This window comes from Stenotrophomonas sp. GSD10 (assembly GCF_056172695.1).
Genome location: NZ_JAOCMC010000002.1, coordinates 4362985 through 4379201, shown reverse-complemented (window position 1 = coordinate 4379201; position 16217 = coordinate 4362985). Strand labels below are relative to the sequence as shown.

General features: G+C 58.3%; 12 protein-coding genes. 2 read left to right on the top strand and 10 right to left on the bottom strand.

The window, feature by feature from the left end; all coding sequences use genetic code 11:
• Positions 1-171: 171 nt before the first annotated feature.
• From N4G47_RS20305 to N4G47_RS20285, 5 genes are all read right to left on the bottom strand, one after another.
• Positions 172-1173: an AAA family ATPase gene (locus N4G47_RS20305; protein WP_475289773.1), complete on the bottom strand. Its 1002-nt coding sequence runs from the start codon at positions 1171-1173 to the stop codon at positions 172-174.
• Complete coding sequence (locus N4G47_RS20300) at positions 1173-3593, bottom strand: integrase catalytic domain-containing protein (RefSeq protein ID WP_475289772.1); 2421 nt, start codon at positions 3591-3593, stop codon at positions 1173-1175. Before N4G47_RS20300 ends, N4G47_RS20305 begins: the two co-directional genes overlap by 1 nt.
• Positions 3594-5155: 1562 nt before the next feature.
• The gene (locus tag N4G47_RS20295) at positions 5156-5734 is read right to left on the bottom strand and encodes a histidine phosphatase family protein (RefSeq protein ID WP_475289771.1); all 579 of its coding nucleotides are present in this window, start codon (positions 5732-5734) and stop codon (positions 5156-5158) included.
• A 78-nt stretch (positions 5735-5812) separates the two neighbouring features.
• Positions 5813-9445, bottom strand: coding sequence for a hypothetical protein (locus tag N4G47_RS20290; RefSeq protein WP_475289770.1), 3633 nt, complete (start codon positions 9443-9445; stop codon positions 5813-5815).
• A gap of 146 nt (positions 9446-9591) precedes the next feature.
• Positions 9592-10722 carry a hypothetical protein gene (locus N4G47_RS20285; RefSeq protein ID WP_475289769.1) on the bottom strand — a complete coding sequence of 377 codons (1131 nt, stop codon included), beginning with the start codon at positions 10720-10722 and terminating at the stop codon, positions 9592-9594.
• Positions 10723-11243: 521 nt separating this feature from the next.
• On the opposite strand from N4G47_RS20285, the gene N4G47_RS20280 reads away from it, so the two are divergent.
• Together N4G47_RS20280 and N4G47_RS20275 are read left to right on the top strand one after the other, a co-directional pair.
• On the top strand, positions 11244-11525 hold the full coding sequence (locus N4G47_RS20280; protein WP_475289768.1) for a type II toxin-antitoxin system RelE/ParE family toxin: 282 nt from the start codon (positions 11244-11246) through the stop codon (positions 11523-11525).
• A gap of 13 nt (positions 11526-11538) precedes the next feature.
• Positions 11539-11835: a HigA family addiction module antitoxin gene (locus N4G47_RS20275; RefSeq protein ID WP_475289767.1), complete on the top strand. Its 297-nt coding sequence runs from the start codon at positions 11539-11541 to the stop codon at positions 11833-11835.
• 62 nt (positions 11836-11897) lie between these two features.
• Here the strand turns inward: N4G47_RS20275 and N4G47_RS20270 are convergent, their stop codons facing one another.
• The 5 genes from N4G47_RS20270 to N4G47_RS20250 form a co-directional block, all read right to left on the bottom strand.
• Positions 11898-12191 carry a hypothetical protein gene (locus N4G47_RS20270; RefSeq protein ID WP_181358692.1) on the bottom strand — a complete coding sequence of 98 codons (294 nt, stop codon included), beginning with the start codon at positions 12189-12191 and terminating at the stop codon, positions 11898-11900.
• Positions 12192-12270: 79 nt separating this feature from the next.
• Complete coding sequence (mltA, locus tag N4G47_RS20265; protein ID WP_475289766.1) at positions 12271-13437, bottom strand: murein transglycosylase A; 1167 nt, start codon at positions 13435-13437, stop codon at positions 12271-12273.
• 67 nt (positions 13438-13504) lie between these two features.
• On the bottom strand, positions 13505-14251 hold the full coding sequence (locus N4G47_RS20260) for an N-acetylmuramoyl-L-alanine amidase (protein WP_475289765.1): 747 nt from the start codon (positions 14249-14251) through the stop codon (positions 13505-13507).
• Positions 14252-14424: 173 nt separating this feature from the next.
• Entirely contained in the window at positions 14425-15852 is a 1428-nt protein-coding gene (locus N4G47_RS20255; protein WP_475289764.1) for an ammonium transporter, read from the bottom strand.
• 21 nt (positions 15853-15873) lie between these two features.
• Positions 15874-16212: a P-II family nitrogen regulator gene (locus N4G47_RS20250; RefSeq protein ID WP_004134334.1), complete on the bottom strand. Its 339-nt coding sequence runs from the start codon at positions 16210-16212 to the stop codon at positions 15874-15876.
• Positions 16213-16217 lie beyond the last annotated feature (5 nt).

Below are 16217 nucleotides of genomic sequence, written 5' to 3'. Positions count from 1 at the left end.
GACTGGTGGATTCCACCACCTCCACTAGGGGGATAGGTGTGCAATCGCAATGATTGTTGCAGCCGCGGACTGCCTCCTGGCGTGCAGCTTTCTCGCGAAATCTTCGCGCCACCGCCTTGCATCGGCGCCCCACCGGAACTGATTTGAGTCTGTAGTCACCATTTCCCTCCCTCAGGTTGGAGATCCCCAGCGCGCCTTCACATGTTCTGATCGCTCAATGACACTGCCGGCAACCATGCTCATCTCGAAGGCGTCGATGTCCCGCCATAGGTTCCTAAGATCCTCACTTCCGTAGAAGGAGATCTCGATGTGTCGCTTAAGAATTCTGCTGCATCCCTCCTGCTTCGCAGCAATATCGGCCCGCTCCAGCAGTTCGACCACCTCAGCGAATACGCCGCCGGTAGCGGCGAGGATATCGTTGGCCATCCGGATTAGCAGATCATCCTGTGACAGCCCGTAGCGATTGGCCAATGACTTGAGCAAACGAAGGAACGGCAGTTTGTCATCCCGACGCCTATCACTATATGGAGGCACCCAAATGGTTGTGACTCGACGTCGCAACTCGGAGTTGACCGACCACAACTGCGTGGCTTTGTGCACCCCAGTCATGACGAACATCACGCCTGTGGCTTCAGCTATCGCCATTAGATGGAGGGTGTGGTCAGCGGGGGACTTGTCTCTGTGGTTGACTAGTAGCGCCGTGACCTGATCGATTGATACGTACTTGCAACTACGCGCTCTCAGGCTTCGCTGCACCATCCCCCAGTACTCGCCTTCTGTCTGTCTTGTTCGCGCTAAGGACGCCCACTCCGATGTTGCTGCGGCGAGCTCGCGTCGTATTCGCAGTTTTGCATCCTCCCCGAGATAGCTTCCGTCCAGTAGCCACGCCAACGTGGGCGCGTGTAACTCCTGAAGAATAGAGACTGCGAGTTGGCGGGAACTGAAGTACGCGCCGTGAGGAAGTGTGGCGAATGTCTCGACCAGGGGTATCCGCCCACAATCCCAGCATGCTGGGTTGCCAAACATCTCCTGCATTACCGAGCGCCTCATCGTGGTCTTGCCCACGCCTGATGGCCCAATAATGAACACCATATGTCCTGGCCTATGACGGTCGAGCGCCATTCGCAATCGCTTGCGTGGGCCCTCGTAGGCTGGGTGCTGAACCATCTTCATCAGTAGTCCTCCCGTTCATCGAACGGAACGATGTCCTGTGCGATCGCAGGTGGCACTGGTTCGATATTTAGCCTCTCATCGCTGCCGGGCATTGGCACCGGGGCAAGGTGCTCTGTTGCGGGCCTTGCCGCTTGGGCCTGCACTCGGCGCGAATGACGAGCACGGGCAACTTCCTCTTTTCTTTTTGCCGATTGTGAGCGCAACGAGGGTGCCCAGAGCAAATGAAACAGTCGCTCCTGATCCGATAAGAGCGCATCGCTTTGCACTTTGTTGTGGAAGGCCTTGAACCAGCTCCCGCGAACCTTCACGTAGATCACACTTGGGTCACAACAGTCGCTGCGAACCTCACTGGCATCCTCAGTTCGCAGCTCTTGTAAAAGCTCGTCACTGGTGAACCAACCATCGGCAGTGCGTACGCCACGCTGGCGGTCGATTCGCTTCTTGGTCTCCACCTTGATCGCAGTTCTGATCAGGAACCCATCGTCCCATTCGCACGGTGTTCCGACAGCGCCGTAGGCCGCGAGCGCCTCAACCCTCTTTTCGGCTGGCGTTGTATCATCTGGCCCTGGTGTCATAGGAAGGTCGTGATAGACGAACTTCAGGAACTCCTCGTGCACACGGACGAAGTCCGTCCTCGCATTGTTTCGGCTCTTGAACCTGCCGTCGACCTTACGTCCCATCTGGTCGGGCCGCGTGCTTCCCGGGAATCGCTGTGCTACTTGTTCGTTGACCTGCTTGATGGTGTTCTCAGCAATGCCATTCCAGGCGCTGCCCGCCGTTGGGGAGAACCTTAGACTGATCTCGCCATGGCAGAAGTCTTGTAGCCAACGGGAAGTGTTCTCCGGCCCTCGATCCAGATGGATCAACTTGGGTAGAAAGCCCTGTCTTTTGACGTACTCACGCATGAGCAATGCCAAGGCGTCGGTTCTTGCTGAGCCAAATACCAATGCATGAGCCATCGGATAGCCCGTCGCTCCGTCTATGCCGATATAGAACTTTGCTTTGCTTGCTGGGAAGCAGTGAATCAGGTTCGGCGCGCAGCGAACATCTAGATCCGACGAATCCAGGTGCAGTGTGTGGCCATATCCGATCGGAGGCAGCGAGCGATGGCGAGGATCGGTGCGTGTACGCGTCGCGTGGTAGGCGCGAAAGCCGCCCGTGGAAAGGGCATGGCGTGTTGGGCTCTCGCTTCTTCGTCTGGCATCCAGTCGGCCCCTACCGCAAGGCTCAACTCCTAACCGAAGGCACTCCTCTTCGAACACATAGAGCAAGTCCTTCGGTCTATGTACCCTCCCGGTGTTCCAGTGCAGCGCGATGACGGTCTCTATGGCTTGCTCGTGTTCCGGAAGCAGGCGCGATGCTCGGTTTCCGCTAAAGGCATATTTGGTAAGACAAGCCGAAAGCGCGGATCTTCCTTCGGCAACAGCCTTTCGAACCTGTCGCTGCAGAGCGCCCATCCGTCGTGTTGCGGGCAGACTTCCGGCCTCAATCAGCGCAAGCCTACTGAGTCGCTGGCGTGCCCGCTGGAGGTCTGTAGCGGTTGCCACCAGCAATGGATCGTCCACAGCTGGTTGCGACTGAGCTTTGACAATGGCTCCAAGCAGTAGTTCGTCCGCCTCCGTGGCCTGCTCCTTCGTGCCATACAGATGGAAGCGGTCAGTCCTAGCCACGGGAGTGCTCTGCCATGGACCGAAAGCCGCCGATCTTCCCAGCATCCAAAGCGCTAGGCGCGGTGTGAAGCCGGGCACCTCGGCGAGGAGACTGTCCAGCAGAAGGGGGCGCTTGGCGATTAGCCCAACTGCCTTGGTTACTGCGGTAGTTTCATGTTGCTGAAGGGCATCACCGGCTACCGCGTAGCAGGCTTCAAGGTTCTGGAGGTACACACCGGTTGGAGTGGGCGGCACCCAGACTCTGAACGCCAGGCCATGCTGCTGCGCCCATTGGGCGTAGGGGGAATAGGTCCATACCGCGTCCTGCTTGACCCAAAGGGAGTCCGGAAGCGCCAGTTGGCTCTCCAGCCACGATAGCGGCTTGCACTCCACTAGCTCTACGTGGTCCCTGCGAAATACAAGAAAATCCACATGTGCAGTGCTGATGTGATTGCGCCCGGACGCCGTGGTGCGCTGCACGCGGCGGCATGGTACTTGTACGTAGTAGCCCAGCACCTCGGGATCAAGCTCAAGCTCATAGGCAAAGACCAACTCGCACGTGTGGCTTTCAACTGTTCGCGCACTACCGTTCTTGATTGAGTTGTGCCTAACACGAACGTTTCTTAGCGCCGCCTTGCCTACAGTCTTTGTTCCGCTGCCGGTAACCATGCTCTCGATCTGCCGGATACTGAGCTCACTTGCCTTTATGCGGGTGTAAAACCGGTGACGGTCTTCAAACGATAGGCCACCAGATTGAGCGTCTGTGGACATGCCGATTCCTCATGCGCGCCCCACGGGAGCACCGTCCAAAATGCCTGGGCGAGCCTTACCAGGCGAGTCGGACATAGGTGCCCGTGACAGGCCTGCGCAGGCTTGACAGGGGAGTCAGGGAAGGGGAAAGTATCGGCAAGACCTGCAAAGTCGCCTACCTGAGAACCCGTGAGTCCTACCTCACGGGTTTTTTCTTTCCAACTTCCGGCGAAGGAAGTTTAGATTGGGCTAGGTCATGGGCTGCCTGCCTCCCTCGGAAATTGAGGTGCCTGAGATCGAAGGTATGCGCTGACATCGGCGGCGTGAGCGAACCACCCGCGACGACCTTGTGGACGAAACAGCGTCACTGGCAAACGACCTGTGGCGCTTGCCCGCCTAAGTGCTGCCGGGCTATTGAACCCGAGCAGTCGCGACAGGTCTTTGGCCGGCACCAGCCCGCCATAGGTTTGCGCCACCCAAGCCACAGACAATGCATCCGGCTCTTTACTTGGTAGGCTCACGTACGCTCCAGTGATGCTAGGTTCCAGGTAACCCTAACGCTCTACCGTAGCCTTTTCATCCAGCAAAACTACCCTTCCAACGTCTACTTTTTTTGGAGGTTTCCGATGGGGGAGTTGCACGAAGCTTGCCAAGCACTCCAAGCGATGCAGTGCTCCAATATAGGTCGTCCTGCCTCTGATGCATCGGACAGGCTGCACTCCAGGATTCTCTGGAATACATGGTCTCTGGTGGAAGGCGGGGAGGAGGAGTTGAGGGCACGCTATGTTCTTCGGCGCCAGAGCCTAGATGGTCCGTTAATGATGCGCAGCGATGAGTTCAGTGCATATCGGCAGGGATTGCGGTCGCTATCACCCAAGCGGCGCAAGCACCTTGCCATGCAGCTTCCCCAGCTTGAAGAGGTGGTTAAGTGGCCCTTTGCAGCCCTCAGCCACCGAGAGTGGGATATGAGGACAGTTGTTGGCTGGAATCGCCTATTTACGTCCAGCGCCGGACTACTCGGAGACCGCTATTCATTCCCGGGCGATAGGACCAGTACTGATGAGAACCGCGTGCCTGTGATGGCATATGACCTGGATGGCCTTTACCAACGAGGTGACATCTATGGCTTTCTCATGCTGACGTGCACGTATCGGCTGTTCCACTTGCAGCGGTTGGCTGATCGCCAGTGGTATGCGGCAAGCCACATGATACGAGCACTATCGGGAGCATGCAGAGATCCCAGAGTGCGTCCATACGCTCATGAGTTGATCACACAGACGAAGCAACTTCTTCGCCTGCTGCCGGACACGAGCTTTCCAATTCACGTTAATGACGACGTGATCTGGGATCAGATCCGGAACGACGTCCACGAGCCCTCCTACTTGATGAGACGGGCTGCTGAAAGGCGTGGCGTTCACATCCCAGAGCCTGTGAGCCCAATCATCTCCTACCGATACCAAAAGTGCGCCCCTCATCAACAGCCTTTGCTGTTCCCGCGTAACGGGTAGTCTTCTGATCCGACCAGGCCAGAGATCTGCGGCCGGGGGCGGGGCCGGGAGGTTGGCAGCATCCGCGATCGCCTTCTATTCGAAAGATACCCTCTGGCAATGGGCTATAGGCTGATCCAAATCCAGATTTCGAAATGCGCCCATCGCTGCAGCGGTCACCACGGAGGGAGCCTTGCTCCCGCAAATCCAGCGCATCGCCTGCATCAATTGGCCGTGGCTAAACACGACCACCTGCTCATGCGCGGAATAGGATTTAAGAATGCGCAGCGCTCGCGCAGCGCGGGCAACTAGCTGGGCAAATGACTCGGCACCAGGTCCATCCACATAGTTTGGATCGCAACGGGACCAGTAGTCCTCTACCCACTGCTTGCGGTCTGCTGCCGAGGTGCCCACGCACCGCTCAGGCGACAGATAAGTGAACTCTTGCACCCCCAGGGGCGCAACGACCATCTTGAAGCGTTCGGCGAGTGGTTGTGATGTCTGCCTAGCCCGGAAGAATGGTGAGGTAAATATGCGGTCAGGCGCAGCCGACCAGGTCATTGCCAATGCGCGAGCCTGCTCCTCGCCCAGGGCCGTAAGGGCAATGGACTCCGGGTCGGCAGTTACAAATCCCGCATTAGCCATGCTCTGCGCGTGCCTAACCATCACTAACATCTTCCCTCTCCTCGTTCTGCTCGCCGTCTAGCTAGGTGCGGTTGCAAATACTCACGTCGTATTGGCTAAGGCAAACAGTCATAGGGTGAAAGAACTGTACTGCGCACGGACACCGTTCACTAAACGGTTCTTCGCCTTGTACTTTGCAATCTCTTCAAGCACAGCAGGGCACCCCTCAGCCACCACAGGAGAAAGCTCGCTGAGCTTTCCCATTCCCAAACTGTTAAAGGAAGTTCCCAGCCTAAGAGCGGCGTCCCCGCTAATCAGCCAACGATCATGGATGAGGATCTGACCCTTGTTATCGTATCCTGCCATGGCAATAATTTCAGTGTCTGGCGGATCATCATCTGATAGGAGCTTCCAGCGGCTCAGGAATAAGTCCTGACTGAATTCCTCGTGACTCACTCCTTTCATGCTCGTCAGCACTGTGAGCTTGGCATCAGGGCACTCCGCCAACACCAATTGCATAAATTCGCAATCCGCGCTAGAGAAATAGGCATCGCAAAGAACGATCGAATCCGCCAGATTATCTCTTAGCCAGAATCTAATAAATTCAAGAGCTTCTTGTCGCTGTCCCGGCCTTACGACAAGCGCGCTTTGAGAGGTCAATCCAATGGCGGGGACTGGAGTTATGCTTTTCGCAACACCCAAGCGATTCGCGGTGCTTAGGGCTATTTCGCTCGAGAGCATAACGACCTCGAGCAATGGAAGGATTCTAGACTCGATATCTGTGTCTCGAACGCATTTCGAGGCTGAGTTCTCAACATACCACGCAAGCACGGGGTATGCTTCTGGCAGATACATTTCGCCGGATTGAATGAGAGCACCAATGATCTTGTCGGGATCTTTGGGCTGCATCCTTCCAGAGATCAAAGCACAAAGATTGCGCTCAGCCGCATCGGATAGCTCCGCAGCACTACTGGGTCCGCCGTTCGTTCCAAGATCATCCCCGAGACGCTTACGTATGTCGTGAATTGCGATGTCTCGATCAAATCCTTTCTTCATCTCCAGTCTGGCGGGATCTTCATCTGACAATTCGGACACCATCTGTGAAAGATCCGCACTGACGGTGTCAGCCAAGTCCACCAGATTACGACGCCAACGCGAAGCCTCATCGCGATGTCCGCTATCGAGTGAAATCTTAAGTGCATCCCTCAGCGCGTTCTTTGCCAGTGCAGGCGTCACTTCGCGAACGGCGCGAATATAGTCTTCCAGACGGGTGTACTTATCGTAGGAGGACGGGAGTTTGTCGATGGTCGAACGAGCTTCGCTCAGCAGCAGCTTTCTCAATTCCAGCATTTTTGCGGGAAGACACTTGGATACCTCCACAAGAACATACGCTCGATCAGCCATGTTTTCGACTGTCCGAGCACGATCAATCAAAGCGTCCCATTCCTGTTTCTTTGATTCAAGTATACGCATAGTCTGCGCAAGACACACAATCAGATACCCGTCATGCTTAATATTTTTCTGGTCCGGAAGTTTCCTCTGAGATAGCTCTTGCGCCTTTATCGCGAAGTCGCGCTTTTGCTGTCCTGTCAAACGCGCTCTATTTTCTTTTGATGAAATGGCTCGACATGCAGCCCTCAAGAGCGCCCAAATAACCCAGTCGTCATTTATGTTTTCCAGCAGCGCAAGAACGTCCAAAAGGTCCTCATGATCGGGGACAATTCGTGCTTCATCCAGGTCCTGGTTAGGTTCCCCAGAACTCTTCCGAATAAGGATCATTTTTCCGACGCGGTAGAACGCAGAAGTCCTCTGTTGAGGCGATAGCTTTCCGAAGTCGTTAAGAGCTGTGACCGCATGGGCAACGTACAAGGCTGGCGCAGACAGATATATCAAAGCCGCACGATCAGCTTCATTGCCAAATTCACTCGCACTGATGAGCGGGCGAATTTTCTCTCTAACAATTGATTTGCATTCGTCGACGCGTCGCTCACACCAAAACTTAGTGGCAAGATCTGTGTAGATGTTCACCCTAGTCGATGGACAGGGAATAGCGTCGCAGAGCCTATATAACCTCTCCAGATCTGACTTTGCGACACGGCCGTGCTTCATCAGAGGACGGAGAGTACGCGACATGAGCGCCAAGCAGTGCGCCACAACATCCGCGACGGCTCGCTTTCCGAGCGTCTCGCTCCGATTCATAACAAGCGCCGTTTCATATAGAGATTCCGCCAAAGCAAAATCCTTCTTAGCTAAGATCGGGACCAGCTGGTACTGATACTCGACTTTGGCGAAATGGGAATCAATACTCTCAACTGAAGACTCAAAGAGCTCCATGAGATCCTCGATGCCGTCTTCTGGCGCTTCAGTCACGAAGTAGTCCATCACATCGATAACTATAGCGCAGACAAAATGCGGATCTTTGGTGCGTAGCGGCAGCTTCCTCAGGAATGAACACCAATGAGAAGGTGCCTTAGAAGTAACAATGGAGCGTGCAGCAGCAAGGAGTGCCAAGTCTCGCCTTGTGTAATCCTCGATGCACTCAATAACTCCATTTATCTCACCCTCTAGCGCGGCGCTCCATGGTCTTTCACACGCCGCACTAATAACATTTACTCTCGCATCATCACGAGAAAGCGAGGAATTTAGCTTGTCAACCACAGCAATGGCCTGTGGAACACTGTAGGCTGATAGAGAGTGAATGGCTCTCTTTAGAACTCGCCCCTGGTTTGCGCTATCTTTCAGTATAGCGTCAATGTTGGCCAACAGATCCTTTCGAAAGACTTCGCTAAAACCGTCGCTCGCCTCAAGCTGACGCTCATCATCAATATCATCCAGAGTGGACAACATGATGGCTAAGCAATCGACCTTCGTTTCAGCGCTTCCAACATTATCCAACTCAAAGTAGGCGTCATTCATGCGTGCCGAGCAGCGCGCCAAACTGATGCTAAACTCTGCATGCGCCAGTCGCATTTGCAAGAGCGTTAGATCTTTGGATGGCGAAGATCGCTCAATTAAGGGGATCTGCCCCTCAATTCTTCTGAGTAAGCCTTGACGAAGATTTTCGTCACCTATAAGACGAAGCGGCGCTGCAAAATCGGCAAGATCACCCGCTTTAGGAACGTATTCTGAGTTTGCGACGAGCTGATCAAGAGCATATGCCACGACCTCAGCGGCGTTCCTTTCATCGCTACATAGGCGAATCACCCATCTCAGAAATTGCATTCGTGGCCCAATCTTCATTCCACTAGCTAGCGATAGAACTTGCCTAGTCGAAGACTGGTCAATTACTGATCGCAAGGAGGAAAGAAGCTTCTGCAACCTTTCGTCGGTGATCTCAGATGAAATTTTATCCTCTTCGCCAGAACTGTCTCGCTGCCCCATCCTCGATGCGAATGACATTCGAGCCAAGACCTCATTCCTCGATTTGTCTTTCGCCTTTCGCCCGCTCAACCCCGAATCAAGTATCTGCAATGCGAGATCTGGCATAACAAAGATCAGATTCTCTGCAATGGAAATGGCTGCGTCACCGAGTTCCTCGAAGTTCACGGCCCTGGCTACTTCAGAAATATACTCGGTAATTTGAGAATCAACCGTCCCCTCTCTCTCGCGAACCCTACGGCAATACTCGGCAAGCAGAGATATGCGCGCCTCCTGGTTTGGTGCGCTAATCGCCACGCCTAGCGCCTTATCATCCTTACCAAGAGCGGCCAGGGCCCCCACCTCCGCTTGAAGATCCTCGGTAGCAATCAACGCACCAAACATGCTTCGCTCCATTGAGAAGCGATAGACATCGACAGCGTCCTTAAGCTCGGCAGCCGCGCGCATGCCGAGCGATGCTCTTCCTCTCAATGCCGAAATGGATTGAGTGTGTCTAAGCAAGCTATCGTAGTGATCAGCAGATATACACCCTACAAGTTCCTTTTTTGACCGATAAGCCTGTAGTAGGTGGGAAGGAACTGCAAGGCGATGAGACTCTCTGGATTCTCAGAAAGATAATCGATAAGCAGGTTTAGAGCATTCTCTCGGTAATCCTCCAGTAGCCCGACAGCGATTGACCTATGCGTCTCCGACGTGAAGCTGACGACGTTTGTAACTGGATCGGCTACCAGAAATGGGAGTTGCTGGAACAGGGATTTCGATATATTGCGGCTGCAATTACCTGCAATCTCTTCTAGCTCGCACCAGGTAAGCTCTTGCTTTGATTGACCTAGCACAGCGAGCACCAACTTATCGCTGGAATCCAGCCCGGACAAGGCATTGAACTCTAGCCTTACGAAGTCTGGATATTGCTCAATATCGGCTGAAAGTATCTCCTCGGCAGTGCGACCGGAGGCGATCAATCTTTTGAAAGATGCAAGATTTCCAATATTTCCCCTGCACAGCTTCTTTACCTGGTCCTTTTCAGCAGCGGTTAGTTCAACTCCGGAGAGATAGGTCTCTGCCTCATAGTCGCCAAACTTAGGGAGAGGGAAAGATTTTCTGCGAACTCCCCCGATAAATTTGGCTAAAGCCTCCTCGGAGGCACTGATAAGGAATGAAAAATTATCTATACCGACCGGGAGCAGCTCTGTGAGTATCTGGCGCGCATCCTCTACGGGAACGTCGTGCAGCCCATCCACCACTACGAACAATCGCGATCCACGGCCCTTCTTTCGAACTTGTAGAACGAGCCGTCTCAGTGTGCCTTCATCGAATGGAATTTCGGGAACGGGAAGATCGGAAACAAATTTCCAAAACTGCTCACCCAAGAGCTGTCTCAGGTACTCCAATGAGTACGATATTTTGCTTGTAGCTTTGACGAAGAGCGAGAATGTAACTGCGGGATACGTTCGGCAGAAATGAGAGAGGAGAACCGTTCTTCCAGCGCCTTGATCAGCCTCAAGGAAAATAATCAAGTCATCGCCGCAAAGAAGATCCTTGAGACTCTCAACATAGTGGTCCCGCGGAACAAAGTCCTTTGGCAACTGAGGTGGTGAGCCAAACCGTCCCTCAACAGTCCCAACCAAAGACTGCTCACCCAAAGCGATTGATCCTGTCATTGCTCCTCCTGGAATGGCTCGTCAAGTTAGGCAGGCCTACATATGGATGCCCGGATTGTCGATACTAGCATCGACAATCGTACCTACACCCTTCTGTCTTCTGTTTTCTGCCTACGGATCAGAATTCGAGCGTGTAGCAAATCCGATCCGAAGCGAACTTCTGCAGAGTAGAATGTTTTGCTCACCACTCCTTGCTCCAGCGAAGACAGTTCTCGAGCTGGATCATGATAGGGATCGCTTAGGTCATCTGAGTGGAAAGAGGATGCCACCCGCTTGGTTGGAGGGACACGCGAAGCCGCCTCCTCATTCGCAAGCGACTGATAATGCCGAATTGCACCAACTAGCCACTGCCCTGTGGGTCATAGTCTGTGCAATCGCGTGGAGCGAAGAACACACTTTGCGGCTCCAGATGGCACCTACTTCGATGTTCTGATCAGCTGATCGTCGTGCCCGGGAATTACGTTTCCTGCTTGCCGAGTCGATACTAACGGCCTACGATACTAACGCGATACGTTATCAACATGCCGATCCAATCGTTTGCCTGCAAGCGTACGCAGGCACTGTTTGAAGGACATCGCGTACCGAGATGGCGTCACGTTGAAGCCGCCGCGCTGCGCAAGCTGGCCATGCTCAACGTAGCGGCTGATCTGCGGGACCTGCGCCTGCCGCCGGCGAACAGGCTGGAGTCGCTGCATGGGAATCGGCTGGGCCAGTACAGCATCCGCATCAATGATCAGTTCCGCTTGTGCTTCATGCGGTCCAGGGAAGGGCCCGCCGAGGTTGAAATTGTCGATTACCACTGAAGGAGTCGCGCTCATGCGAACCGTTCCCTACCCCGCCCCCGGCGAGGTCCTGTTGCACGAGTTCCTGGAGCCCTTGGGCATCACCCAGTACCGCCTGGCCAAATCCATCGGCGTGTCGCAGCGCCGTATTGGCGAGATCGTCTCGGGCCACCGCGCGGTGACCGCGGACACGGGGCTGCGCCTGTCCCGCTACTTCGGCGTTTCCGACAAATTCTGGATTGGCCTGCAGGCCGACTTCGACGCGGCGATGACCAAGGAAAAGCTGGCCGATGTGCTGGCTCGGATCCAGCCGTACGACGCGGCTGCCTGAGCCCCGGCATGGGGTCAGCGCCCTTTCCGTCCGGAAGGGATCCGACCCCGGGACCGGCGGGGTCAGACCGGGTAGCCGGTGGCCAGACGCGCCTTCTTCCAGGCGCTTTCAAATTCGCGCGCGCTGATCTCGTCGTCTTCATCGAAATCCAGGAACGACACCGGCTGCTCGGCCAGCGGGAAGCGGTCATCGCTGTGGCCGTGCTCGTCGGCCCAGGCGGCGGTCATGCCATAGATCTCCACCTGGCGCACGATCTTGTCGCCACGGGCTTCCATCAGCACGTTGCCCTTGCCCAGGCCCGATTCGGCCCAGTGCTTGTAGTACTTCTTGGTGTTGCTGCTTTTGACGTTCTTCATGGCGCCATTATCAGGCATTCGGGGCAGGCATCCGGGGCCAGAGCCCTTTCCTTCGGAAACGGATCCGACCCTGCCCGGGCTAGTTCGGCAGCGGGCTGCCCTTCGGCCACAGCATCCAGAGGTTGCCCTTCTGCTTCATGTCACCGGCCAGCTTGCCGGCGGCATCGCCGCTGCCCCAGTACAGGTCCGCGCGCACTTCGCCGGCAATGGCGCCGCCGGTGTCCTGCGCGGCCACCGGGCGCACCACCGGGCTGCCGTCCGGGCGCGTGGTGGACAACCACAGCAGGCTGCCCAGCGGCACCACGGTGCGGTCCACGGCCACGCTGTAACCGGCGGTGAGCGGCACGTTCAGCGAGCCGCGCGGGCCCTCCGCGCTGTCCGGGTTGCGCACGAAGAACACGTAGCTGGGGTTGCTGCGCAGCAGCTCCGGCACGCGTGCGGGATTGGCCCGGGCCCAGGCGCGGATCGCGTCCATGGTGACGTCTTCCTTCTTCAGCTGGCCCTGGTCGACCAGCCAGCGGCCGATGGCGCGGTAGGGGTGTCCGTTCTGCTCGGCATAGGCCAGCCGAACCTGCGTGCCGTCGCCCAGACGCACCCGGCCCGAGCCCTGGATCTGCAGCAGCTGCAGGTCCATCGGGTCGGTCAGCCAGGCCAGCACCGGTGCCCTGGCGCCCTTGGCCGCGATGGTGCCGGCGTCGTCATAGGGCTTGAGCACCTTGCCCTCGACGCGTCCGCGCAGGCGCTTGCCCTTCAGTTCCGGGTACACGCTGTCCAGCTGCACCACGACCAGGTCATCCGGCGTGCCGTACACCGGCACTGTGGCCTTGTCGGTGCGGGTAAGACTGCCGGGGTAGATCGGCTCGTAGTAGCCGGTGATCAGCCCATCGGCCTGGTGGCCACCGGCGCGCAGTGCGTAGACCTCGAGGTCGCGCTGCAGGAACTGGCGGATCGCCGCCGGGTCCTTGTCGGACACGGTCGCGGCAGTGGCGCATGGTCGGGCCCAGACCGCATCGTTGTTCAACCGGGTGCAGCTGCTGCGCCAGGCTACAAAGCCGGCCTGCAGGTCGCTGTCGGAGACCGGCGGCAGTGCGCTCCATGCGACCTTGGCGTAGGTCGCCGCCGGCGGTGTGGCTGCCGTCGGCACTTCGGATCCGGTGCGGGGAGCGGTGGTGGAGCAGCCGGCGAGCACGGCCGCTGCCAACAGGGTCCAGTGCTTGCGCTTGAAGAAGGTGGCGGAATCGATCATGCCGCCATGGTGGAGCGCCGACCGCTGGGCGGCAACCCAGCGCCTGGTCAAGCGTTCATGCGCCGGCTCACGGGGTCTGCAGCAACAGCGAATGCAGGATGCGGGCGTCCTCGGCGTCGAGCACGGCCGGCAGATCGTCGCGGCCACGGAAGCGGCGATGGAACGCGGCCACGGTGGCGTCGCGGTTGTCCAGCGGATAGCCGAAGCGGGCCAGCGCTGCCCAGGCATCGAAGCCTTCCGGCGCGGCTCCGTCGACGGCCCTCGGCCAGAGGCCGAACCCGGCCTCGGCCAACTGCTGCCACGGGAAGAACCGGCTTGGGTCCTGCTTGCGCGTGGGCGCCAGGTCGGCGTGGCCGATCACCTGGCGCGGCGGGATGTTCAACCGCTCGCAGAGATCACCCAGCAGCACGATCAGCGCTGCGATCTGTGCCGGAGCGAACGGGCTGCGCCCATCGTTGTCCAGCTCGATGCCGATCGAGGCCGAGTTGAGGTCGGTGATGGTGCCCCAGCGCCCGGCGCCGGCATGCCAGGCGCGGCGCTCATCGCTGACCAGCTGGTAACGATGGCCATCGGCACCGATCAGGTAGTGCGCGCTGACCCGACCGCCGCTGTTGGCAGTGCGCAGCGTGTGCAGGCTCTGCTGCACCGAGGTCTGCTCGGTGTGGTGCAGGACGATGATGACCGGCGTGCGCGCGTTCTGGTTAGGCGATGGCACCCAGGTGGCGAGCGGGTTGCGGGCTTCCGGCGGCGTGGACGCGCAGGCGGCCAGCAGCAGGCAGGCCGAGAGCATCAGGGACGTGCGGATCGGGTGCATGGCCTGATTGTGCGCGATCGGGCGCGAAGGTGCATGCCACAAGGAAGATTCTGCAGCTCCACGCCATGCGTGGATGGGCTGTCGGCTGTGCCAAGCAAGCTTGGCACCCATCAAGGCCTCTGCAGCAATATCCAGCGAGCAGGGGCGGCCCCGCAGGGCCGCCCGCCGCCGCCTCAGGCCTCGTAGGCCGATTCGCCGTGCGAGGTGACATCCAGGCCGGTACGTTCGGCCTCTTCGGTCACGCGCAGGCCCACCACTACCTTTACCAGCAACAGAATGACCGCGGTCACCACCGCCGACCACAGCACAGTCAGGCCAACACTGACCACCTGCACCCAGACCTGGTGCGCGATATCCAGATCGGCCTTGGTGCCGCCCAGCGACTGCGCGCTGAACACGCCGGTGAGAATCGCGCCGACGATGCCGCCGACACCGTGCACACCGAACACGTCGGCGGTGTCATCCACCTTCAGCAGGCGCTTGAGGCCAGTGACGCCCCACACGCAGACCACGCCGGCCACGAAACCGATCACGATCGCGCCGAGCGGACCGACGGTGCCACACGCCGGGGTGATGCCGACCAGGCCGGCCACCGCGCCCGAGGCCGCGCCCAGCGCCGACGGCTTGCCCTTGCTGATCGCTTCCACCAGCGTCCAGCCGAGCACCGCTGCGGCAGTGGCCAGCACGGTGTTGAGGAAGGCCAGCGAAGCGACGGTATCGGCCGCAGCGGCCGAACCAGCGTTGAAGCCGAACCAGCCCACCCACAGCAACATCGCGCCGATATAGGTGAAGGGCACGTTGTGCGGCTTCAGTGCGGTCTGGCCGTAACCCAGGCGCTTGCCGACGAACCATGCGGCGACCAGGCCAGCGACACCTGCGTTGATGTGGACCACGGTGCCGCCAGCGAAGTCGATCGCGCCCAGCTCACCCAGGTAACCGCCGCCCCAGACGATGTGCGCCATCGGGATGTAGCTGAGGGTGAACCACAGCGCCGAGAACAGCAGCACCGCGCGGAACTTGATGCGTTCGGCGAAGGCACCGACGATCAGCGCGGTGGTGATGCCGGCGAAGGTCGACTGGAAGGCGACGAACAGATAGTCCGGCAGGCCCTTGATCGGCGTGTTGCCCACCGACTCGGGGGTGAAGCCCTTGAGGAAGGCGAATTCGGTGAACGAGCCGAAGAACGGATTGCCGGCACTGAACACTGCGCTGTAGCCGTAGGCCACCCACAGCAGCAGCACCAGCGAGAACACCACCAGGATCTGGCTGAGCACCGACAGTACGTTCTTCGAGCGCACCAGGCCGCCGTAGAACAGCGCCAGGCCTGGTACCACCATCAGCAGCACCAGCAGGGTGGAGGTGAGCATCCAGGCCACGTCGCCGTGGTCGAACGCAGGCGCAGCGGCTTCAACGGCCGCCGGTGCGGCCGCGGCCGGGGCCTGCAGCGGTTCAACGGCCACGCTTTCGCTCGGCAGCGGCGAGACCTGGGCCTGGGCATGGGCACTGCCCGGCCAGGCACCGGCAGCCAGCGCGCTGAGCAGCATCAGCAGGCACACCAGGTGGAACCGGGCTTGCCACCCGGTGAGAAGGCGCATCTTCATGGGGGAGTCTCCGGAAGGGGGTTACAGCGCGTCGGCGCCGATTTCGCCGGTGCGGATGCGGATGACCTGTTCGACGGCGGTGACGAAGATCTTGCCGTCACCGATCTTGCCGGTGCCTGCCGACGACTGGATCGCTTCGATCACCGCGTCGGCGCGCTCGTCGGTGACCACGGTTTCGATCTTGATCTTGGGCAGGAAGTCGACGACGTACTCGGCGCCGCGATACAGCTCGGTGTGGCCCTTCTGGCGGCCGAAGCCTTTCACTTCGGTCACGGTGATGCCCGACACGCCGGCATCGGACAGGGCCTCGCGGACCTCGTCGAGCTTGAACGGTCGGATGATGGCGGAGATCAGTTTCATGCGCA

Excerpts from the sequence above, each read along its gene's own strand:
- N4G47_RS20255 (WP_475289764.1), bottom strand. The coding sequence starts at position 15,852 with ATGAAGATGCGCCTTCTCACCGGGTGGCAAGCCCGGTTCCACCTGGTG.
- mltA (WP_475289766.1), bottom strand. The coding sequence starts at position 13,437 with ATGATCGATTCCGCCACCTTCTTCAAGCGCAAGCACTGGACCCTGTTG.
- N4G47_RS20300 (WP_475289772.1), bottom strand. The coding sequence starts at position 3,593 with ATGTCCACAGACGCTCAATCTGGTGGCCTATCGTTTGAAGACCGTCAC.
- N4G47_RS20270 (WP_181358692.1), bottom strand. The coding sequence starts at position 12,191 with ATGAAGAACGTCAAAAGCAGCAACACCAAGAAGTACTACAAGCACTGG.
- N4G47_RS20290 (WP_475289770.1), bottom strand. The coding sequence starts at position 9,445 with ATGTTTGGTGCGTTGATTGCTACCGAGGATCTTCAAGCGGAGGTGGGG.
- N4G47_RS20280 (WP_475289768.1), top strand. The coding sequence starts at position 11,244 with ATGCCGATCCAATCGTTTGCCTGCAAGCGTACGCAGGCACTGTTTGAA.
- N4G47_RS20250 (WP_004134334.1), bottom strand. The coding sequence starts at position 16,212 with ATGAAACTGATCTCCGCCATCATCCGACCGTTCAAGCTCGACGAGGTC.
- N4G47_RS20295 (WP_475289771.1), bottom strand. The coding sequence starts at position 5,734 with ATGTTAGTGATGGTTAGGCACGCGCAGAGCATGGCTAATGCGGGATTT.
- N4G47_RS20305 (WP_475289773.1), bottom strand. The coding sequence starts at position 1,173 with ATGAAGATGGTTCAGCACCCAGCCTACGAGGGCCCACGCAAGCGATTG.
- N4G47_RS20260 (WP_475289765.1), bottom strand. The coding sequence starts at position 14,251 with ATGCACCCGATCCGCACGTCCCTGATGCTCTCGGCCTGCCTGCTGCTG.
- N4G47_RS20285 (WP_475289769.1), bottom strand. The coding sequence starts at position 10,722 with ATGACAGGATCAATCGCTTTGGGTGAGCAGTCTTTGGTTGGGACTGTT.
- N4G47_RS20275 (WP_475289767.1), top strand. The coding sequence starts at position 11,539 with ATGCGAACCGTTCCCTACCCCGCCCCCGGCGAGGTCCTGTTGCACGAG.